This window comes from Campylobacter sp. IFREMER_LSEM_CL908 (genome assembly GCF_025771545.1).
Classification (GTDB): domain Bacteria; phylum Campylobacterota; class Campylobacteria; order Campylobacterales; family Campylobacteraceae; genus Campylobacter_D; species Campylobacter_D lari_D.
Genome location: NZ_JAKMQK010000001.1, coordinates 61,931 through 83,644, shown reverse-complemented (window position 1 = coordinate 83,644; position 21,714 = coordinate 61,931). Strand labels below are relative to the sequence as shown.

At 29.8% G+C, this 21,714-nt stretch carries 19 protein-coding genes, 1 pseudogene and 1 riboswitch; of the genes and pseudogenes, 11 read left to right on the top strand and 9 right to left on the bottom strand.

From position 1 onward, the window contains the following. Positions 1-33 precede the first annotated feature (33 nt). Positions 34-552 (top strand): ribosome hibernation-promoting factor, HPF/YfiA family, encoded by a 519-nt coding sequence (gene hpf / locus L8U04_RS00445; RefSeq protein ID WP_220566860.1) that lies wholly within the window; start codon positions 34-36, stop codon positions 550-552. A 33-nt stretch (positions 553-585) separates the two neighbouring features. Here hpf and L8U04_RS00440 read toward each other — a convergent pair whose 3' ends face one another. Continuing rightward, entirely contained in the window at positions 586-3,129 is a 2,544-nt protein-coding gene (locus L8U04_RS00440; protein WP_263709172.1) for a hypothetical protein, read from the bottom strand. 162 nt (positions 3,130-3,291) lie between these two features. On the opposite strand from L8U04_RS00440, the gene groES reads away from it, so the two are divergent. The 4 genes from groES to L8U04_RS00420 all read left to right on the top strand — a co-directional run bounded on the left by groES (position 3,292) and on the right by L8U04_RS00420 (position 7,447). Next, the gene (groES, locus tag L8U04_RS00435; RefSeq protein WP_039626536.1) at positions 3,292-3,552 is read left to right on the top strand and encodes a co-chaperone GroES; all 261 of its coding nucleotides are present in this window, start codon (positions 3,292-3,294) and stop codon (positions 3,550-3,552) included. 13 nt (positions 3,553-3,565) lie between these two features. After that, positions 3,566-5,203 (top strand): chaperonin GroEL, encoded by a 1,638-nt coding sequence (gene groL, locus L8U04_RS00430; RefSeq protein ID WP_070256698.1) that lies wholly within the window; start codon positions 3,566-3,568, stop codon positions 5,201-5,203. A 65-nt stretch (positions 5,204-5,268) separates the two neighbouring features. Then, on the top strand, positions 5,269-6,858 hold the full coding sequence (locus tag L8U04_RS00425) for a DUF262 domain-containing protein (protein WP_263671272.1): 1,590 nt from the start codon (positions 5,269-5,271) through the stop codon (positions 6,856-6,858). 19 nt (positions 6,859-6,877) lie between these two features. Then, positions 6,878-7,447 (top strand): NUDIX domain-containing protein, encoded by a 570-nt coding sequence (locus L8U04_RS00420; RefSeq protein WP_263672733.1) that lies wholly within the window; start codon positions 6,878-6,880, stop codon positions 7,445-7,447. A 12-nt stretch (positions 7,448-7,459) separates the two neighbouring features. Here the strand turns inward: L8U04_RS00420 and L8U04_RS08325 are convergent, their stop codons facing one another. The 5 genes and pseudogenes from L8U04_RS08325 to rpmB form a co-directional block, all read right to left on the bottom strand. Continuing rightward, the gene (locus L8U04_RS08325) at positions 7,460-7,807 is read right to left on the bottom strand and encodes a CZB domain-containing protein (RefSeq protein ID WP_410689985.1); all 348 of its coding nucleotides are present in this window, start codon (positions 7,805-7,807) and stop codon (positions 7,460-7,462) included. Between the two features lie 99 nt (positions 7,808-7,906). After that, positions 7,907-8,191 (bottom strand): annotated as a pseudogene (locus L8U04_RS08320) (methyl-accepting chemotaxis protein); the annotation flags it as partial. A 431-nt stretch (positions 8,192-8,622) separates the two neighbouring features. Next, positions 8,623-8,838 (bottom strand): YdcH family protein, encoded by a 216-nt coding sequence (locus L8U04_RS00410; protein ID WP_133318720.1) that lies wholly within the window; start codon positions 8,836-8,838, stop codon positions 8,623-8,625. A gap of 51 nt (positions 8,839-8,889) precedes the next feature. After that, the gene (locus L8U04_RS00405) at positions 8,890-10,017 is read right to left on the bottom strand and encodes a potassium channel family protein (protein WP_220566855.1); all 1,128 of its coding nucleotides are present in this window, start codon (positions 10,015-10,017) and stop codon (positions 8,890-8,892) included. Between the two features lie 25 nt (positions 10,018-10,042). Beyond that, on the bottom strand, positions 10,043-10,237 hold the full coding sequence (gene rpmB, locus L8U04_RS00400; RefSeq protein ID WP_012661734.1) for a 50S ribosomal protein L28: 195 nt from the start codon (positions 10,235-10,237) through the stop codon (positions 10,043-10,045). Between the two features lie 142 nt (positions 10,238-10,379). Here rpmB and rpe point away from each other — a divergent pair, with 142 nt between their 5' ends. From rpe to thiC, 3 genes are all read left to right on the top strand, one after another. After that, positions 10,380-11,027, top strand: coding sequence for a ribulose-phosphate 3-epimerase (gene rpe, locus L8U04_RS00395; protein WP_263709171.1), 648 nt, complete (start codon positions 10,380-10,382; stop codon positions 11,025-11,027). Further along, the gene (locus tag L8U04_RS00390) at positions 11,024-11,788 is read left to right on the top strand and encodes a 3'-5' exonuclease (protein WP_263662503.1); all 765 of its coding nucleotides are present in this window, start codon (positions 11,024-11,026) and stop codon (positions 11,786-11,788) included. The genes rpe and L8U04_RS00390 overlap by 4 nt, the downstream gene beginning before the upstream one ends. 32 nt (positions 11,789-11,820) lie before the next feature. Further along, positions 11,821-11,925, top strand: a riboswitch (TPP riboswitch). A 43-nt stretch (positions 11,926-11,968) separates the two neighbouring features. Further along, positions 11,969-13,267, top strand: a complete 1,299-nt coding sequence (thiC, locus tag L8U04_RS00385; protein WP_263660121.1) for a phosphomethylpyrimidine synthase ThiC — start codon at positions 11,969-11,971, stop codon at positions 13,265-13,267. A gap of 27 nt (positions 13,268-13,294) precedes the next feature. On the opposite strand, the gene L8U04_RS00380 is transcribed toward thiC, so the two are convergent. Continuing rightward, positions 13,295-15,112 (bottom strand): ammonia-forming cytochrome c nitrite reductase subunit c552, encoded by a 1,818-nt coding sequence (locus L8U04_RS00380; protein ID WP_263709170.1) that lies wholly within the window; start codon positions 15,110-15,112, stop codon positions 13,295-13,297. 16 nt (positions 15,113-15,128) lie between these two features. Beyond that, positions 15,129-15,623, bottom strand: a complete 495-nt coding sequence (nrfH, locus tag L8U04_RS00375) for a cytochrome c nitrite reductase small subunit (RefSeq protein WP_039618639.1) — start codon at positions 15,621-15,623, stop codon at positions 15,129-15,131. 227 nt (positions 15,624-15,850) lie between these two features. On the opposite strand from nrfH, the gene L8U04_RS00370 reads away from it, so the two are divergent. Then, the gene (locus L8U04_RS00370) at positions 15,851-17,944 is read left to right on the top strand and encodes an RNA degradosome polyphosphate kinase (RefSeq protein WP_263709168.1); all 2,094 of its coding nucleotides are present in this window, start codon (positions 15,851-15,853) and stop codon (positions 17,942-17,944) included. A gap of 21 nt (positions 17,945-17,965) precedes the next feature. On the opposite strand, the gene rpoD is transcribed toward L8U04_RS00370, so the two are convergent. After that, entirely contained in the window at positions 17,966-19,843 is a 1,878-nt protein-coding gene (gene rpoD / locus L8U04_RS00365; protein WP_263709167.1) for an RNA polymerase sigma factor RpoD, read from the bottom strand. A gap of 134 nt (positions 19,844-19,977) precedes the next feature. Between rpoD and L8U04_RS00360 the strand changes: the two genes are divergently transcribed. Then, positions 19,978-20,790, top strand: a complete 813-nt coding sequence (locus L8U04_RS00360) for a flagellar hook-basal body protein (protein WP_133318728.1) — start codon at positions 19,978-19,980, stop codon at positions 20,788-20,790. 16 nt (positions 20,791-20,806) lie between these two features. Then, positions 20,807-21,601: a flagellar basal-body rod protein FlgG gene (gene flgG / locus L8U04_RS00355; protein WP_133318729.1), complete on the top strand. Its 795-nt coding sequence runs from the start codon at positions 20,807-20,809 to the stop codon at positions 21,599-21,601. The last annotated feature ends 113 nt before the right edge of the window (positions 21,602-21,714 follow it).

Sequence of the window (21,714 nt, the reverse complement as noted above, 5' to 3'; positions counted from 1 at the left end):
ATAATGTATTTAACTTCATAAAAAGGAGAAGTAATGAATACAAGTATAGTTGGAAAGCAATTTGAGCTAACTGAGTCTATAAAAGAGTATGTGGAAAAAAGCTTTGATGCTTTAAGTAAATATGGCTTAGATGTGATTTCTGCGCGTTGTGTTATAAGTGCTGATGAAAGGCATGGAAAGAAAGGATTTTGGGCTGAATTTAGCATTAATCTAGCCGGTATTAATACAGTGGTTGTAAAGCAAAAAGATAAAGACTTATATGCTGCTATAGATTTAGCTACTGATAGAATTTCTAAGGTTTTAAGAAGATTGCATGATAAAAATATTACCCATAAACATCAAGATGAGATAAAAGAAAATTTAGTATTACCGAGCTTGATTGAGGAAGATGAGATAGTTCCAACAGAACTTGAGCTATATAAGCCTTTGGAAATTGAAGAAGCATTGGAAAAATTAAAAGCAAGTAAAGATATATTTTTAGTTTTTAATGACATAGATGCAAAAATGAGGGTGTTATATAAGAAAAAAGATGGTAAATTTGGTTTATTTTAATAAAAATCTAGCCTTTTTTAAAGGCTAGATTTATTAGAAGAGTTTGTTAAAAATTTTATCTATTGCTTGATCTACTTTTTTACCTGTATTTTTAGCACCATCACTAGCATTTCCGCCTATTGTATTAACAATAGAATTTACAACACTTTTTGTATCAAGACTTACTTTAGGATCTTGTGTTGTTCCTTTTATAACACCTTTGAAGTTTGCTCTATCAATGACGATATTAAAAGGAATGTTTAATTTGGTACTTTTTGTATCAACCTTACCTTTGCTAATATTTATATTGCTTCTATCAGCCACTAGGTTTAAATTTAAATCTATAAGATTTTTGTTGATATTTATTTTGGCTTCACCGTTGCGATATACATCTTGAGTGATATCTTTTTGTAAAAGTAACATTAAAGCACCTGTGATAAGATTTTTCTTAAGTTGCCCATCGGCTAAATTCATTAGCACTACACCACTTTCTTTTAAAAGATTATAATCAATGCTTAAATTTGATTTTGCTTGGTAATAATCAGGCAAATCTAAGCTTTGAGTTAAATTTGAAAGATCGGTATTTTGCATTTTAGCGTTAAAAATATTATTTTTTAAAGTGGCATTTAATGAGCCGTTAAATATATTTTTACTATTAATACTTGCATCTATTAAAGCGTTTTTAAAATCAAATTTTCCTTCAAAATCAGCCTTGCCTTTTAAGTTTCTATCAACTAAAAATCCTAGCTTAGAAAAATCTTGCAATGATATATTATAAGTGCTTACTAGAGCCATTTGATTAAGATCAAATTTACCTTTTAATGAATTAATATTTGCAAATGAACTTAGAGCTTTAGCGTTAAAATCAATGATTGATTTAGAAATTTTTCCATCAAGATTGATTTTTGCTGAAGTATTCTTTGGAAATTTTTTCTCTAAAAGCTTGGATAATTCTACTTCATTAAAAGAAGAATTAATATTTGCTTTAAAATCACCATTAATATTGTTAAAATCAAGTGACTTTAAGTCAATATCTGCATTTACATCACCAAATACTAAAACTTTTTTTCCTATCAAAGGAAAAAGTTGTTCTAGTTTTATATTATCAATCTTTGCTTGTAAACTTTTTCCATTGGATTTTGCATTGATAAGCCCTTGCATGATTTTAATATTTGCATCAAGATTTTGAATTTGATTTGACTTAAGATCAACTTTGGCATCTAAATTTAAAGGTCCATTGAGATCTTGTTTGGTTAAAGGTTTTAATTTGTTAAGATTATCTATAAAAGCACTAATTTGTACGTTTAAATCTTTGTTTGTAAGGTTATATGAACCTTTTAGTTGAGGTATTTTTGCTATGTTTGAATCAAGTAAAGCTTCATAATCAATCAAAGAATTTTTCGCATTTGCTTTAGCTTGTAAGTTAAAATTTGTTTTTGGAAAATCAAGATTGCTTAGTTTTTTAAATTCCATAACATTTATATTTGCATTGTTTAACCTAGTGTTTAGATTGAAATTTTTAAAATCAAGCCCTTGTGCTTTTAAATCTAAAACTAATTTAGAATTAATAAAAGCAGGTATGGATATGGTTTTTAAAAGTTCTGCTACTTCTATATTAGTTGTATTGATATTAAGATTATTATTTTCTAAAACAGCTTTTAAGCTACCACCAAATCCAAGTAAGTTAGCATCTAATTTTTGCAATTGATTGTTTGCAAAAAGTAAATTACCTTGAATTTGACTTTTACCTTGGAGTTTCATTTTGGCTAGAGATGAAAATTGATTAAAATCATCTATTTTGATATCAAAATCACTAGTTAAGCTTTGTTTTGCTATATCATAAATACTTTTTTGTGTATAAAGTTTGAAGAAGTTACTTAAAATTTCACTTTTAGAAATAACTTCATTGTTTTGGATTAAAGATCTTATTTCACCTTTTATATAGCTTTGTTTTGGTAAGCTTAGATTAAAATCTTTTTCAATTAGAGTATTGTTGATAGAACTTGTGTAAAAATTAATCAAAGCATTACCATTTGGTTTTAAATCTTTAGCTTGTATATCGCTTATAATACTAATTTTTCCTTGAGCATATCTTGGTAGATTAGCAAAATCTAAAATTTGAGCCAAATCTATATTTTTGCCAATAAATTCAAGATTTATAGGAGAAAAATCAACAATTTTTGCATCTAAGCTAAGATTAGAATCAAACAAAAATCCATTACCTTTTACTAAAAAATCACTACTTTTACCTACAGCACTACCTTTAAATGTAAAATCTTTATCACTTTTTAAGCCAAGATTTTGAATATAGTTTTGTTTAAGTCCTAAAAGATAGTTTAAATCAAATCCTAGTCTTAAAGGTGATATGCCACCTTCTATGTTAGCAAAAAATTTATCATCAATATTTGCTTTAATGTCAAGTTGTGAAAAACTAATTTTAAAATTTTCAAATTTAACATTCATACCGCTTTTTTGAGCAATAATCGTTTCGATTCTTGGCTTTAAAAAAGCATTACCCATGCTTGTAAATAATAATGTATATATAGCTAGAAATGCTATACACACTACACCTAAAAGAATGTAAAGAATTTTTTTCATGAGAAACCTTTATAATGATATATCATATAAATTTAGTGATATAGACTAAACTTATATGATATATTTTACTTAATTTATTGACAATTAACTTTCTTTAATGTATAATTCTATCACTCAAAAACAAAGAGTGCTAAAAATGGCACATTTTAGAAAGGATAAAAAATGAATTTTCAACCTCTAGGAAAGCGTATTTTAGTAAAACGCTTAGAAGAAATGAAAACTACTGCTTCTGGGATTATTATACCAGATAATGCTAAAGAAAAACCATTAAATGGTGAAGTTGTTGCAGTAAGCAAAGAAATAGAAGATATTAAGGTAAATGATAAAGTAATGTTTGCAAAATACGGTGGAACTGAAATTAAACTTGATAATGAAGAGTATTTAGTTCTTAATGTTGAAGATGTTTTAGGGATTATTAAATAAAAAAGGATAAAAAATGGCAAAAGAAATATTTTTTTCAGATGAAGCAAGAAATAAACTTTATGAAGGTGTTAAAAAACTTAATGATGCTGTAAAAGTCACTATGGGGCCACGCGGTCGTAATGTATTAATCCAAAAAAGTTTTGGTGCTCCAACTATCACAAAAGATGGTGTGAGTGTAGCTAAAGAAGTGGAATTAAAAGATTCTTTAGAAAATATGGGTGCTTCTTTAGTTAGAGAAGTAGCTAGTAAAACAGCTGATCAAGCAGGCGATGGAACAACAACAGCAACAGTTTTAGCGCATGCTATTTTTAAAGAAGGTTTGAGAAATATTACAGCAGGTGCTAATCCTATCGAAGTTAAAAGAGGTATGGATAAAGCTTGCGAAGCTATAGTAGCTGAACTTAAAAAACTTTCTCGTGAAGTTAAAGATAAAAAAGAAATAGCTCAAGTTGCGACAATTTCTGCAAATTCAGACGAGAAAATCGGAAATTTAATCGCTGATGCTATGGAAAAAGTTGGAAAAGATGGTGTTATCACTGTTGAAGAAGCAAAATCAATCAATGATGAATTAAATGTAGTTGAAGGTATGCAATTTGATAGAGGTTATTTAAGCCCATATTTCATTACAAATACTGAAAAAATGACAGCTGAATTGCAAAATCCTTTTATTTTGTTATTTGATAAAAAAATTGCCAACTTAAAAGATTTATTACCAATTTTAGAACAAATTCAAAAAACAGGAAAACCACTTTTAATTATAGCTGAAGATATTGAAGGCGAAGCTTTGGCAACTTTAGTTGTAAATAAATTAAGAGGTGTTTTAAATATTTCAGCAGTTAAAGCTCCTGGTTTTGGCGATAGAAGAAAAGCTATGCTTGAAGATATTGCTATTTTAACAGGTGGTGAAGTGATTTCTGAAGAGCTTGGAAGAACTTTAGAAAGTGCTAGTATTCAAGATTTAGGTCAAGCTTCAAGCGTGATTATTGATAAAGACAATACAACTATTGTAAATGGTGCAGGTGAAAAAGCAAATATTGATGCAAGAATTAACCAAATCAAAGCTCAAATTGCTGAAACAAGTTCAGATTATGATAGAGAAAAATTACAAGAAAGATTAGCTAAATTAAGCGGCGGTGTAGCGGTGATTAAAGTTGGTGCGGCTACTGAAACTGAAATGAAAGAGAAAAAAGATAGAGTTGATGATGCATTAAGTGCTACAAAAGCTGCAGTTGAAGAAGGTATAGTAATAGGTGGTGGCGCTGCATTAATCAAAGCAAAATCAAAAATCAGCTTGAATTTGCAAGGCGATGAGGCTATTGGTGCAGCTATTGTAGAAAGAGCATTAAGAGCACCTTTAAGACAAATTGCTGAAAATGCTGGATTTGATGCTGGTGTAGTTGTAAATACAGTAGAAAATAGTAAAGAAGAAAATACTGGTTTTGACGCTGCAAAAGGTGAATATGTAAATATGCTTGAAAGCGGTATTATCGATCCTGTTAAAGTAGAAAGAGTAGCCTTACTTAATGCGGTATCGGTAGCTAGCATGCTTTTAACAACTGAAGCTACAATTAGCGAAATTAAAGAAGACAAACCTGCTATGCCTGATATGAGTGGCATGGGTGGTATGGGAGGCATGGGTGGTATGATGTAACCCATTCTTAATTTTTTAAAAGCAAGGATTTTCCTTGCTTTATTTGTATTATCTCTGAGGTTAAAATGCTTATTCAACCAAAACCTATTACAAGAAAGTATGAAGATATAATTAGAAATATAAATGAAGGTTTTTATCAAATTCCAAAATTTCAAAGAGATTTTGTATGGAAAAAAGAGCAAGTTGCTAAATTAATTGATAGCTTAATCAAGGGATTTCCTATAGGAAGTTTTATTTTGTGGAAAACCAAAGAAAGGTTAAGATCATTAAAAAAAATTGGTAATTATTTTCTAAATGATATAAAAGAAGGTGATTTTGTTTTATATGTTTTAGATGGCCAACAAAGAATGACTTCGTTATATCTTGCCATAAATGGCGTTCAAATAGAAAAAGAAGATTACAAAGAACTCTATATTAATTTAGATAAACTTGAAACAAATGAAGAAATTTGCAGTATAGAAAAAGGCAAGGGAAATTATATAAGTTTTTATGATTTAATGAATGCTTCTATTGTGGATTTGGTAAATAATTTTAATAAAGACTTAGATAAAATACATAAAATAGAAAAAATAAGAGATTGGATAAAATCGTATGAATTTTCAACTATAGAGATTGATGATACTTCTATAGAAAGAATAACTGAAATTTTTACAAGAATTAATACAACGGGAAAAGATTTAACATTATTTGAAATAATGAATGCTAAAGTCTATGATGAAAATAAAAAATTTGATTTAGAAGATAGTTATAATAATCTCATAAGAGAATTAGAAATTAGTGCATATGAAACAATAGCCGAAAATAAAACTATTATTTTGCAATTATTATCTTTAAATTTAATAAAAAATTCTAAAACAAGTGCAATTTTATCTATAAATAAAAATCAATTTATAGATGAATGGGATAATACAATTAAGGCATTAAAATTAGCGATTGATAAAATAAGAGATTATTTTAAAATAGAAGTATCAAAACTTTTGCCTTATTATGTTTTAATAGTTCCAATTGCTTATTTTTATAGAATTAATGATTTTAAACCTCCAACTAATACTCAATTAAAACAAATTGAAAGATATTTTTTTAGATGTGCAATCAGTTGGAGGTTTTCTTCTTCTGTTGAAAGTAAATTAAATTCTGATATAAAAATAATTGAAAATATCAAAAACAATATAAATGTAAATTTTGATAAAGAATTACCATTGCAAAACAAACAAAAAGATTATTTTATTGAACTTTTAAAAGAAGATTTTTCATCATCAAATGCTTTTGATAAAGCAGTTCTTTGTATATTAGCTTATAATGAACCTAAAAAATTTAGCGACAATTCAAAAGTAAGATTAGATAATTCTTATCTCAGTATAGCTTCTTCTAAAAATTATCATCATTTTTTTCCAAAAGCATATTTGAAAAGAATAAACAATACCGATAATGCAAATGCATTAGCTAACATAACGCTAGTGGATGATTATTTAAATAAAAGAATTATAAGGGATAGAAATCCTCAAGAGTATATAAAATATTTTGAAAAAGAAAATAGTAATATCGATGAGGCATTAAAATCTCATTTTATTATACACGATGATTTTGTAGACTATAATTTGTTTTTAGACAAAAGAGCTAATGTGTTAGCTGAAGAAATTTTAAAAAGAATTTAATTGCAAAAGGTATCATAAAGTGAAAAATTTACAAGAAGAGCAATTTTCTAACTCAAAATATATTAAGCCTAAAAGATATACTTATATAGGTAAAGATAACAAAAAATACACTTGGGATTTTATAGAAGCATTAGATAGCGTTTCTGTTTTTTTATATCATACTCAAAAAGATTCTTTTGTTTTTGTAAAGCAATTTAGAATTCCTTTATGGGATTATCAAAAACGTAATAATTTGTATTTAGATGAGATAGGATTTAGTATAGAACTTTGTTCAGGGCTTGTTGATAAAGATTTGAGTTTGGAAGAAATAGCTAAAGAAGAATGTATTGAAGAACTAGGTTATGCTCCTAAGGTTGTAGAAAAAATAGGAGAATTTTATACAGGTTTTGGTTCAGGTGTTAGTAGACAATTTTTATTTTTTGCTGAAATTAATGAAGATGATAAAATTGGTAATGGTGGTGGAATTGAGGGGGAAGATATCCAAGCAGTATGGATAAAAAGAAAAGATTTTGAAAAGTTTTCTAAAGAAAATCCTATAAAAACTCCTTTACTTGAGTATGCGTATTTATGGTTTAAGGGTAAGAATTAATCTTACCTCTTTTTATTTTTCCTCTTTATTTTCAATATTTAGATCTTTTTCATCAAGCATTTCTTTAAAGATTCCAAATAAATCTTCAGAAGCCTTTTCAGCATTAGAGCATTTATCTAAAATTTGATTTTGTACTAGTTTATCACTTGTATCTTCATTATGTGCTAAAGCAACGGCTTGGTTCATATTTTCATGTACTTTTTGATGTGGTAAATTTAACTTACCAAAAGTTCTTCCGCCAGAAAATCTTTCCTTGCCAATACCAGCAATCCATTTTGCAAGTCTGCAACTTAAATGATCAGATAAAGTTTTTCCTGAAGCATGAATAATTTCATTATATCCATTTAATTTAAATGCAATATGATCTAGTTTTGCTAGTGATATGAATATTTCAGAGGTAATGCTTTTAGCGTGAGAACTAGTTGAATTTGCATTAGAAATTAATTGAGCAAAATTACTAGAGAATTTTACTATATGCTCATTAGATTCTAATGATACTTTTTCTACTTGTTCACTTTGTCCATACATCTCATCAGCATTTTGTTTTAATAGGTTAATATTTAATTCTACTTCAGAAGTTGCTTTTTGTGTTTTTTCAGCAAGTTTTCTTACTTCATCAGCAACAACAGCAAAGCCTCTGCCGTGTTCTCCTGCTCTAGCAGCTTCGATTGCGGCATTTAGTGCTAAAAGATTGGTTTGATCGGATACATCTTTGATTAAGTTAATAACATTAGTGATCTCATCAACGCTGCGGTGTAAATTTCCCGCTGTATCTCTTGAGCGATTAGCTGATTCTATAATGCTTTGAAGTGAAGATATGATAGAGTGAGTTATTGAATTTAACTCTTGCATATCTTTTAAAGAGGAATCAGAATATTGAGAAATCATTTCCGCTTTATTAACATTTTCCTGCATATCACTTTGAACATTTGCAATACCTTTTAAAACACCATTTAATAGCATTTCTAAAAGATTTGTTTCAAGTTCAGTTTTTCCGCAATTTCCTTGAAGTTGTTTTTCATAATTTTTAATTAATTCTTGTTTTTCTGAAAGAAGTCTTTTGTTTTCTTCTTCTAGTTCTTTGATTTTATTTTGTAAATTTTCAAAGTCTTGTGATAATTGACTTTTTTTTCCAAACATATTTAATCCTTAAAAGTTAAAAAAATTGGTAGAAATTATTTTTTATAATTTGATAAATAAGTATTTAATTCATCCTTTAATTTTAACTTTTCTTTCTTTAGATTTGCTATTTCTAAGCTATCTAGATGAATTCTACCTTCTTCTGCATCTTTGATTTTGTGATCAAGTTTGTTGTGCTCTTCAAACAACTTATCAAAATGCATATCCTTGCCTTTTAACTCGGTGATTAAATCCCTAAATTCATGTAGCATGTAAGCCTCCTTTTTTGAAATTTTATTGTTATTGATTATAGCTTAAATAAGTTAAATGTATTTTAACTCGTCAGGTTTTTGTTTATTTTTAATAATCTTTTTAGCTATTTTTATACTATCTGCTGTACCAACGATTAACAATTTTGCACCAGTGCCTATTAAAGTGTCTCCTCTTGGCATAGGAGTAAATTTTTTATTTTCCAAAATTCCTACTATGCTAACATTTGCCATATCTCTTAAATGGATTTCTTTTAGTCTTTTAAATCTCACCCATGACTCGTCAGGAATTTTAACCTCTTCTAAATCAATAGGGCTATTTTTTTTGTAAAGATAATTTTCTAATAAATTTTCCATATCAGGTCTTGCTGACATAGCACTAAGTCTTTGTGCGACCAATTTTGTAGCAGAAACTATGGAATTTGCTCCAAGTTTTTTTAGTTTTTCAGTTTCGTCTTCATTGCTTGAGCTAGCTAGTATAAAATAAGGATTGATTCTTTGTAATTCTTTTTCAAACAATCTCACTGAAGCAATGATGGCTATATTATCTGCTATGTTATTGCTAAGAGTAATTACACCTTTTGCGCTAGAAAGATTGGTCTTTAAAAAGGCTATATTTGTATGTGGAGCACTTTCTATATAATAAGGATAATTGTATTTTTCAGCTATCTCGCTAAAATTTTCTATTTCATCAACAACAACAAAAGGAATGTGATTTTCTTTGAATTGCTGTGCTAGTTCTATGGTAAAATCATTGTGATAGCATATTACAAAATGATTTTTTAATCTTGCAACTTTATGAAGCATTCTTCTCTCCTTGATTATTTTAGACAAGATTCCTTTTTTTACTATTTCTATCACTAAACCCATGCAAAAAGTAAATATTGTAAAAGTTAATAATACATATATAACGGTAAAAATTCTACCCGCTGTTGGTATGGGATTGACTTCAGTGTAGCCTAAAGTGGTAAATGTCATACCAGCTTGGTAAATAGCATCATTGAGATTATAATTACTTGTAAGCATATAACCAAAAGCTCCAATTAGTGTCATTATTACGACAGCAATAAGAGGGATTCTTAAAAATCTAAGCTGCTCGTAAAGCTCGTCATTGAGGTTGATTGAAGGTTTTGGAGAGGGGGACCAATTGAGGAATTTTTGTAGCTTTTTCAAAAAAGACATAATAATTCCTCGTTTATATTAAGGATTATTTGCTACTCTGTTTTTTAAGTGTTCTTAAAGTTGAAGCAGCAACTCTAACTTTTCTAGTAGTTCCATCTTCTAAAGTAATACGAACTGTTCTTAAATTTGGCAAAAAGCGTCTTTTAGTTTTGTTGTTAGCATGGCTAACATTGTTACCTACCATAGGTCCTTTTCCTGTAATTTGGCAAATTCTTGACATAAATTTTTCCTTATGAAATAAAAATAATTTTTAGCATTATATCTAAAGCAAGCTTAAAAAAATCAAATATTATTAAAAATACATAAAGAAAATTTGATAATAAGTATGATAAAATTATTTTTTATTTTATTGGAGATATATAATGTATGTAGCGCCAAGTTTATTGTCTGCAAATTTTTTAAACTTAGAAAATGAGATTAAAGAAGTATCTCAAGCGGGAGCTGATTTGTTGCACATTGATGTGATGGATGGACATTTTGTGCCAAATCTTACTTTTGGTCCTTGTGTGATTGAAAATATTTCAAAAATTACTTCAGTACCTTTAGATGTGCATTTAATGGTGCATAATGTTAGTAGTTTTGTAGATTTATTTATACCTATAAAACCAAAATTTATTAGTTTTCATTTAGAAGCTGAAAACCATCCTATTAGGGTGTGCGAGTATATAAGAAAAAACGGCATTCATCCTGCTATTGTATCAAATCCACATACTCCAGTTTCAAGCATAGAACATATTTTAGAATTTGTAGATATGGTGCTTTTAATGAGTGTTAATCCAGGCTTTGGCGGGCAAAGTTTTTTACCTTTGGTGTATAATAAAATTCGCCAGTTGAGAGAAATGATAGATAGGAAAAATCTTAAAGTTTTTATAGAGGTTGATGGTGGGGTAAATGGCTTAAATGCACCTGATTTGGATGAAGCAGGAGCTGATATTTTGGTCGCTGGTAGTTATATTTTTTCTTCGCAAGATAAAAAAACAGCAATTAATTCTTTAAAGCTTGAATTTTGAGCCAACAACAAATCGATGATTTAATCATCAAGCTAAGCAAAGAAAACAAACCTTTTCCTTGGGTTTTAAAAGAACTTGCAAAAATAGAAGAATTAAACCACTATGATTTTGATTTATATATTTTTGAGCTTTTAGGACTAGGGGTAGAGCTTAATGCACAAAATTGTTTGTGTTTAAAAAGTAAAAATAAAAAAATAAAAGATGAGATATTTTGTGTTGTAGATATTGAAAGTACCGGCGGGATAAAAAGTGGTCAAATTTTAGAAATAGGTGCTGTAAAAATTCAAAATTATAAAGAAATTGATAGATTTGAGAGTTTTGTAAAAGTAGAAAGCATACCTGAAAATATTACAGAATTAACTGGGATTAGTTTAGATATGGTAGAAAATGCTCCTTCTTTGAAAGCTGTGTTAAATGATTTTAAGTTATTTTTAAAAGATAGCATTTTTGTAGCACACAATGTGCGTTTTGATTATCATTTTATATCTAAAGCTATGTATGAAAATGATTTTGGAGTGCTTTTAAATAGAAGATTATGTACTATTGATTTAGCTAAAAAATGCATTGAAAGTCCCAAATACGGCCTTGATGCTCTAAAAGAGTTTTTGTGTATTGAAAGTAAGCATCATAGAGCCTTAAGTGATGCTTTGGCTGCAAGTGAAATTTTAAAATACTGTCTTAAAAAAATTCCTTTTTACATTAAAACTACTGAAGAATTGTTACATTTTAGCAAGCAAGCTAAAAATCAAACAAAAAAATAAACTTTGTTTTGTATTTATTGCTATACTTCTTTTGCATAAATGACGGGAGCTTGTGATACAGGCTGAGAGTAAGCTAAAAGCTTAGACCGCACCAGAACTAGGTAATGCTAGCGTTGGGATAATTTATCAACTACTCACATACCCTTCATTTATCCAAATTTATTTCAAGGATAAATTCAAATGAAAACTCAAATGTCTTATGCAAAAGAAGGAATTTTCACAAAGCAAATGCAAATTGTTGCACAAAAAGAACAAGTAAGTGAAGGTTTTTTACTTGAAAATATAGCATGTGGAAAAATCATCATTCCTGCAAATATCAACCATAAAGCATTAGATCCAAATGGTATTGGCTATGGACTTAAAACAAAGGTAAATGTGAATTTAGGTGTTTCAAATGATTGTGTAGATTATAGTGAAGAGATGAAAAAGGTAGAATTGGCTCACAAATTTAATATAGAAGCTATTATGGATCTTAGTAATTATGGTAAAACCAGTCGTTTTAGAGATGAGCTAATTGCTACTTCAAAAGCTATGATAGGTACTGTGCCTGTTTATGATGCGGTAGGTTTTTTAGAAAAAGATTTAAAAGATATTAAAGCAAAAGATTTTTTAGATGTAGTATATCATCATGCTAAAAGTGGAGTGGATTTTATGACAATTCACGCAGGGATAAATTCTCGTGCTGCTAGGGTTTTTAAAGAGTGTGATAGGATTACTAATATAGTTTCAAGAGGAGGTTCGGTTCTTTATGCTTGGATGCAAATGAATGATGCTGAAAATCCATTCTATGAATATTATGATGATTTGCTTGCTATATGTAAGGAATTTGATGTGACACTTTCTTTGGGTGATGCACTAAGACCTGGTTGTACTCATGATGCAAGTGATGGAGCTCAAATTGCTGAACTTATAGAACTTTCATTGCTAACCAAAAGAGCATGGGCTCAAGATGTGCAAGTGATGATAGAAGGACCTGGTCATATGGCTATTAACGAAATAGAAGCTAATATGCAACTTGAAAAAAGAATTTGCAATGGAGCTCCATTTTATGTTTTAGGACCATTAGTTACTGATATAGGTGCAGGATATGATCATATAAGTGGAGCAATTGGTGGAGCAGTTGCAGCAGCAGCTGGTGCTGATATACTTTGTTATGTAACTCCTGCTGAACATTTAAGACTTCCAAATTTAGAAGATGTAAGAGATGGTATAGTAGCAACTAAAATAGCAGCTCATGCAGGAGATATAGCCAAGCTTCCCAAAGAAAGAAAAATAGATGATGAAATGAGTAAAGCAAGACAAGATATTGATTGGGAAAAAATGTTTAAATTAGCAATTGATGGAGAAAAGGCTAAGAAAATGTTTAATGAAAGAAAACCTGAAGAGCTTAATTCTTGCTCAATGTGTGGAAAAATGTGTGCTATGAACACTATGAATAAAATTTTAAAAGGTGAGGATGTAAGTTTGATAAAAGAATAAACCCTCAATTATGAGGGTTTATTTTGATTAATCTATTACTTTATAATTATAAGGTTTTAGATTTTTATCATCTTCAAGAAGTTTTGCTGGTGGATTACCATTTACTTCTTGGTGTTTATAGTAGCGATCACCTGCTTTATTACCATTTAGATCTACTTTATAGTGAATTTCACCTGGATTTAATTTTTGAATATCTTCAAAACCTAAATTTGAAGTTTTGAAATCTTTAATGCCATTTTTGGCCGCAATTTCTGCTAGCTTAGTTTGTCCTTGTCTTGACATATCAACTGATTGTAAAAGCATTCTTGAAGCTTCTCTAGGATTGTGGAAACCTGTTGAGTTTTCAGCACCTACAAAGTCTGCTCTAATTTGAGATTTTCTATGTAGTTCTAATACTTCTTTTAATTCAGCCGAAATTTTAGCATCATCTGCTTTGCCATCAGTTTGAAATTTAGGCATTTTTCCAAGTTCTGCACGAATAGTTTCTACATCTTTAATCAAGCTTACTAAAGAATATTCAGCTGTTCTTAAATCATGAGCTACTGAATTTTGAATATCTTTTACTTGTTTAGCTAGATAGCTTTCGCTTTGAGTGTGACAAGTTTTACAAGCTGAGTTAATATCAACTAAAGGTGAAGTAATATTGTGGTTAGTAACTTTTTTTGCACCTTTTCTAATATAAGGCATATGACAATCTGCACAACTTACACCATTTGCAGCATGTACTCCACCACTATAAAGTTCGCTTTCTGGGTGTTGAATTTTAATCATTGGTGCTTTTGTGATTTTATGAACCCAATCACTTGGAAAATTTTCTCTATTTTTTTCATAATAATCATCAATCATTTCTATTCTAAATGGCTCGCCTTTTTTCCACTCACTCCATGGAAATGCTAGCTCTATACCATCAACTTCGATTTCAACTGGCTTGTTACCATCTCTCCAAGAATCAAACTCATCGTAAGTTTTTTGAGTGCCATTCCACCATTTTTTAGAACTATCATTAGCAATACTTTCGCCTATAGTTTTCACTTTAGTGCCTGTTGGTTTGAAGTAGTATTCAACATGACATTGAGAGCATACTAAAGTTCTCATTTCGCTTCTTGAAGCTTTAATGCCTTGTTTTTCGTCTGCTTCATAACCTCTTGAAATTAATGCTTTAATTAAAGCTGGTCTTGTAAGTCTTAAACTCATATCTGTTGGGTTGTGGCAATCTGCGCATGTTACACCCATTCTTTTTCCACCATGAGGTCCGCTGTGTTCAGGTGAGTTTTCTTTAGCTCCATTTACAGCTGGGATAGTTTTAACCATAGTCCAATATTTTGCAGAGTTAAATGCTACCCAATCGCCTTTTGCAGTGTTGTTTAAAAGCCATGGAGTCCATCCGCTATGGCAGTTCATACAAGCTGTTGGTTGACCGCCAAATCCTGTAAAACCATGTGCATTTAAGAAATCTTTATTATTTCTAGCTGTATCCATTTGATCTACTTGAACCCAAAAGTGTCCTCTTTCTTCATTTGCATCAATGCTAAATGGATAACCTGCCCAAAGAACAGTTAGTTGTGGATAGCGAATAAGCTTTGAATAAGCTAAATTTCCACCAAATTCTGTTGCATTAGGTGTTTGTTTTTCTACTGCTGTGTGCATGTCTAAATAATCAGGAAAGTTCTTTCCCCAGTAATCAAAAGTAGGATTTTCATCACCAAGTTTTACAATTTCTTGTGAAATGATCCCGCCTACTGAATCATTTGTTTTAGCTGTAATGTCCTGATTAAGCCATAATACACCTGCAATAGCTACTATAGTAGCACTTATAGCACTATATAAAATGCCTTTGTTATTCATTAAATACTCCTTTCATTTAAAATCCTCTCTTGTGACCAACACCTTGGTGGCAAGATACACAACTTAAAGCATTATCTTTATGTGGATCTAGGGTAGGGTTGATAGTGTTACTCGCAATTTCTTTGTGACATTCTATACAGTTATTTTGGACTATTTCTTTACTTTTTGCATTTGCACTCAAATGTGTAGGTAAAGAATCTAGTTTGAAAGTAAATGCATAAGCATGTCCTAAGCCACTTTGAGCTTTAGCAATCCATTTTTCAAAAAAGCTATGTGGCAAATGGCAATCATTACAGGTTGCTCTTGGTTTACCATCAACTTCTTTAGAGTGCGAAGCTTTTAAATAATCATTATAAACCTCGTTCATAATATGGCAATTATTACAGCTTTCACTAGCATCGCTAAAATAAGAAGTGCCCTTAGCATTATGGAAAGTATACATTCCAACTCCTGCTAAAATTACAAGTAAGAAGAGGAAAACAGCAAAAAGTTTTGAGTTTGCTTTTTTCAAAGTCTCTCCTTTGAATGAAGTTTAAGTTACAAGAACTTGTGTATAATTATATAACACCATAAAGGTAAAAAAGTAAATATATATTTATTAATCATTTATTATTTTTTTAATAAGATAAAAAAAGTGTTATTTTTTTATATAATTATATTTACTATTATACAAATAAAATAAATTTTAATGAAAGAAATACTAAAATATAAATATCTAGAAATAAAGGTAGGTATATCATGCAAATTCAACCATCAATGTATATTAACAGAGAACTTTCTTGGCTTGCGTTTAATTCTCGTGTTTTAGATCAATGCTCTAAAGATCTTCCTTTGCTTGAAAAACTTAAATTTATTGCTATATACTGTACAAATTTAGATGAGTTTTATATGATAAGAGTGGCTGGATTAAAACAACTTTTTGTGGCAGGAATAAGCACAACAAGCAATGATGAAATGACTCCTCTTGCGCAACTTAAAGCTATTAGAAATTATCTACATGAAGAAAAATATGTAGTAGAGCAGTATTTTACTAAAAATACCCAAGATTTAGAAAAAGAAAATTTATTTATTCGCTCATACGAAGAACTTGATGAGGATTTAAAACAGCAATGTAATGAGCATTTTTTTTCTAATATTTTTCCTGTGATAGTTCCAATTGCAGTTGATGCAACTCATCCTTTTCCGCATTTAAATAACCTTTCATTTTCTTTAGCGGTAAAACTTTGTGATCCTATGCACCCTGAACTTTTAAAATTTGGCATGATACGCATACCTAGGGTTTTACCAAGATTTTATCAAGTAAGTTCTAATATTTATGTGCCTATAGAAAGTATAGTACGCTATCATACTGAGCATATTTTTCCTGGCTATAAGCTCTTATCTTCTGCTGCTTTTAGAGTAACTAGAAATGCAGATATGGAAATAGAAGAAGAAGAAGCTGATGATTTTATGTTGATTTTAGAGCAGGGTTTAAAACTTCGTAGAAAAGGTGCTTTTATACGCTTGCAAATAGAAAAAGGCGCAGATGAGCAGTTGATTGAATTTTTAAGTTCTCATATGAATATTTTTCATAAAGATATTTATGAGTATAATATACTTTTAAATTTAGCTTCATTATGGCAAATCATTTCCAACAAAGAATTTACACATTTGCTAAATCCTATGTATACACCAAAAATTTTACCACCTTTTGGGGATAATGTATCTATATTTAGTGCAATAGATAAACAAGATATTTTGGCTATACAACCTTATGAGAGTTTTGAGCCTGTATATCAATTTATCAAAGAGGCAAGTAAAGATCCTAAGGTTGTTTCTATAAGAATGACTCTTTATAGAGTAGAAAAAAATTCAAACATAGTTCAAGCTTTAATTGATGCAGCAAGCGATGGCAAACAAGTTACTGTAATGGTAGAATTAAAAGCGCGTTTTGATGAGGAAAATAACTTGCATTGGGCAAAATCATTAGAAAATGCAGGGGCTCATGTGGTATATGGAATCACTGGTTTTAAAGTGCATGCAAAAGTAGCTCAAGTGATTAGAAAAGAAGGGGATAAATTAAAAATTTATAATCATTTAAGTACGGGTAATTACAATGCAAGTTCAGCTAAAATTTATACTGATGTGAGTTATTTTACTTCAAAAGAAGAATATTCTCAAGATACTACAACTTTTTTTCACATACTTTCAGGATATAGCAAAAGTCGTCGTTTAAAGACTTTATCAATGAGTCCAAAGCAAATCAAAGAAAGAATTTTAGATATGATAGCTACTGAAGCAAGCTATGGAAAAGATGGGGTAATCATAGCCAAAATGAATGCTTTGGTAGATGGTGATGTGATTAAAGCTTTATATGAGGCTTCAAACAAAGGTGTTAAAATAGATCTTATTGTGCGTGGAATTTGTTGTTTAAGACCTGGAGTAAAAGGATATAGTGAAAATATAAGAGTTAGAAGTATAGTGGGAAAATATTTAGAGCATGCTAGAATTTTATATTTTAAACATACAACACCAAATTATTTTATTTCAAGCGCTGATTGGATGCCAAGGAATTTAGAAAGAAGACTAGAATTAATGACTCCTATTTTTGATGAGCATTCTCGTGCAAAATTGGCTCAAATTTTAAAACTACAATTAAGCGACAATGATTTAGCTTATGAGTTAGACAACGAGGGAAGATATCGTAAGGTTATTTTAAATGAGACAGAAAAAATCAACAATTCTCAACAAACTTTAGAAGAGTATATTAGTAGAATTTTTAATACCTTGAAAAAAGATACTGATCACAGCAGGGCGACGCACTTAGCAACGAAGCTTTTTAGAGATAGCTAATCCTTGCTTTTTTAGCAAGGATTATTTCCAACCTTCTATGTAGTTTTTAAGTTTTCTACCAACTTTTGGGTGTTTAAGTTTTTTTATAGCTGAGCTTTCTATTTGTCTTACTCTTTCTCTTGTGACATTTAATTCTTTACCGATTTCTTCTAAAGTTCTATCACTTTCATCATCCATTAAGCCAAAACGCATTCTAATAACAGCCTTTTCTCTATCATTAAGCTGATCTAAAACTTCATCAATTTGTTCTTTTAAATCATCTTTTAAGATGTGATCCATAGGTGAAATTGAGGTTCTATCTTCTACAAAATCTCCAAATTTACCATCATCCTCGTTGCTAATAGGTGCTTCTAGGGAAATTGGTTCTTTAGTAATTTTAATAACTTGTTTTACTTTATCTATACTAAGTCCTACTTCTTTTGCAATAATACTTACATCCGGTTCTTTACCTTCTTTTTGCAAATACTCGCGAATGATTTTATTGATTTGATTGATAGTTTCTATCATATGAATAGGAATTCTTATAGTTCTTGCTTGATCGGCAATTGCTCTTGAAATAGCTTGTCTAATCCACCAAGTTGCATAGGTTGAAAACTTATAACCGCGTTTGTATTCAAATTTATCTACCGCTTTCATTAAGCCTATGTTGCCTTCTTGGATTAAATCTAAAAATGGTAATCCGCGGTTAGTATATCTTTTGGCAATGCTTACAACTAAGCGTAAATTTGATTTTGCCATTCTAGTTTTAGCCTCATCAGATATTTTTTTACCGCGTTTGATTTGCTCTAGAATTTCTTTTAATTGATCTTTTTCTAAATCAAAAGAATTTTGACTAGCTTCTTTAGTTTGAATAAGTTTTTTAATCTCCATATAAGTGCTTACCATGGTAGTTTCTAAAGCACGCTCGGCTATTTCTTCTTTGCTAAGTTTGGTAATATCTTTTAAAATATCTTGGTGTCTTTGTTTTAATTCTTCTGAAAACATCGGTAAGCGATACTCCAAGCGTTTTAATTCTTTATCAAATTCCTCATCACTTTTTAATGCTGTTTCCATAGATTTTACTATTTCAGAAATAAGTTTTGATGTTGGACCTAGATCCATTAGTTTTTCTTTTAGTATATTTTTCTTAAAAGCAATTATGAGTTTATCTAATAGTTCATCATCATTTTTTTCTGCATTAATAGTAGATATAGTTTTTAACCATTCTTTTTTTGCTTTTTCTAATGCTTTAAAGCTTTCTATGACTTTTAGAGTTCTTTCATCTTCTTTTTTATTTGTTTTTTTAGGTTTTTTTTCATTAGAATTTTCATTTTCCTCATTTTCATTTTCTTCTTCAGAGTCTATTTCTTCATCGCTTTTATCATCATCGCTTTTATCATCATCCTCAAAGCTTTTAAAAAGCTCTTTCACTCTTCTTTCTCTATTAATTAAAGGTTCTTTATAATCAAGTATAAAATCAATCAAATAAGGCACAGAACAAAAAGCATCGATGATAATGTCTTCGCCTAGCTCAATCTTTTTAGAAATTTCAATTTCTTCATCTTTATTTAAAAGAGCAATTTGTCCCATTTCTCTTAAATACATTCTTACAGGAGAGTCTGATCTGCTCCACTCAAGTAAATCATTTTCATTGGCTAAATCAAATTCATTTTCCAAACTTGTATCTTGTAATTTTTGTTTTTCCTCTTGTAGCTTTTTTGCTTCTTCTAAATTTCTTTTTTTGGCAATTTCAGCTGAAGAGATTAATTCTACTTTATATTTATCCATTAGATCACGGATTTTTTTTGCACTTGTTGCGTTTGGAAGCTTTGCAAAATACTTGACAAGTTTTTCATATGTGATATAATCTTTAAAATTTTCTTTGAAAAGTTCTTCTAAAACATTAGTTTCATTAGCCATGGATACCCCTTGTATTTAAGTAATGAGTGTAAAACTAAATATTATGCCTAAAAATTAATTAAAAACAAATAAAAATATTTTGGAACGACTTTTGCTTTGTTGGTGAAAAATTAAGATTTTAGTTAGGAAAAATAATGCAAAATGGGTATTATCAAGCCACCGGTGCTATGGTTACGCAATTTAATCGCTTAGATGTTGTAACTAACAATCTAGCAAATGTAAATACAAGTGGCTATAAAAGAGATAATGTTGTTATTGCAGATTTTAAAAGGATTTTTAAAGAAACTCAAGATGAGTTACCTATACAAAATCACACAAGAGATGCTGCAAGATTTGTTAATACAACTATAGATAGAGTTCCGCAGGTTAATCATGTCTATACAAATTTTAGCGTAGGTTCTATGAAAATGACGCATAATCCTTTGGATTTAGCTCTTACTCGCGAAGATACTTTTTACTTGATTAAAACAAATAATGGTGAAATAAGATTAAGTCAAGATGGAAATTTCCAACTTGATGATGAGGGTTATTTGGTAAATCGTCAAGGATACAGAGTTTTAAGTAGTGATTATTTTAATAATCCCGAAAATGATGGCATACGCATAGGAGATTCTACTTCTTTTATTAATGTGGATAAAAATGGAATTATCAGTGCAGCTAATCAAAATATTGCAAGATTATTTGTAGCACAAGTTGATGATTTAAGAGATTTGCAAAAAGATGGCGATAATATGTATAAAATTGATAATTTAAACAAGATTAGAGATTTACCAAATTCAAATGCCATTAAGCAAGGTTTTACTCAAGGATCAAATGTTAATCCAGTTACAGAAATGGTAGGATTAATTGAGGCAAATAGAATGGTTGAGATGTATCAAAAAGTTATGACATCTCATATGGATGATTTAAATCAAGAAGCTATTAATAAATTAGCAAGTACTAAATAAACTAAGGATAGATAAAATGTTAAGATCATTATACACAGCAGCATCAGGGATGGTATCACAACAAACACAAATTGATGTGACTTCAAATAATATTTCAAATGTTAATACAGTAGGTTATAAAAAATCGCGTGCAGAATTTGCAGATTTGATGTATCAAACGATGAAATATGCAGGAACTTCAACCTCAAGCACCACAAAACATCCAAGTGGCATTGAAGTAGGGCTTGGAGCAAGAGTAACAGCTGTAAGTAAAATTTTTAGTGAAGGTAGTTTAAAACAAACATCAACTTCAGGTCTTGATATGGCAATTGCTGGTAATAATGGCTTTTTCCAAATTCAAATGCCTGATGGAACTATAGCTTATACTAGAAATGGTCAATTTACTAAAGATGCTGAAGGAAACATAGTAAATTCAGATGGTTATAGACTTTTACCGGAAATGACTATACCTGAAGATGCTATTGCTATAAATGTTGCAAGCGATGGAACAGTTTCAGTAATGCAGCCAGGAAATACAGCTGAAACTCAAATAGGACAAATTGAACTTGTAAATTTTATCAATCCTGCAGGTTTACATGCTTTAGGGGATAATCTTTTAGTAGAAACTGATGCAAGTGGGGCACCTATTGCAGGTATAGCGGGCGAGAACGGTTTTTCTGTTATCAAACACGGCTTTGTGGAGCTTAGTAATGTTCAACTTGTAGAGGAAATGACTGATCTTATTACAGGACAAAGAGCTTACGAAGCAGGCTCAAAAGCAATCACTACAAGTGATGATATGCTTGGAATTGTAAATCAATTAAAACGCTAGAATTAACTAGCGTTTATAATATGTAAAAATATTTAAAAATATACTAAAAAACTCCTATTTATAAATACTTATAAAATATTCTTTTTTATAATTTAAATTTTATCATTAATGTA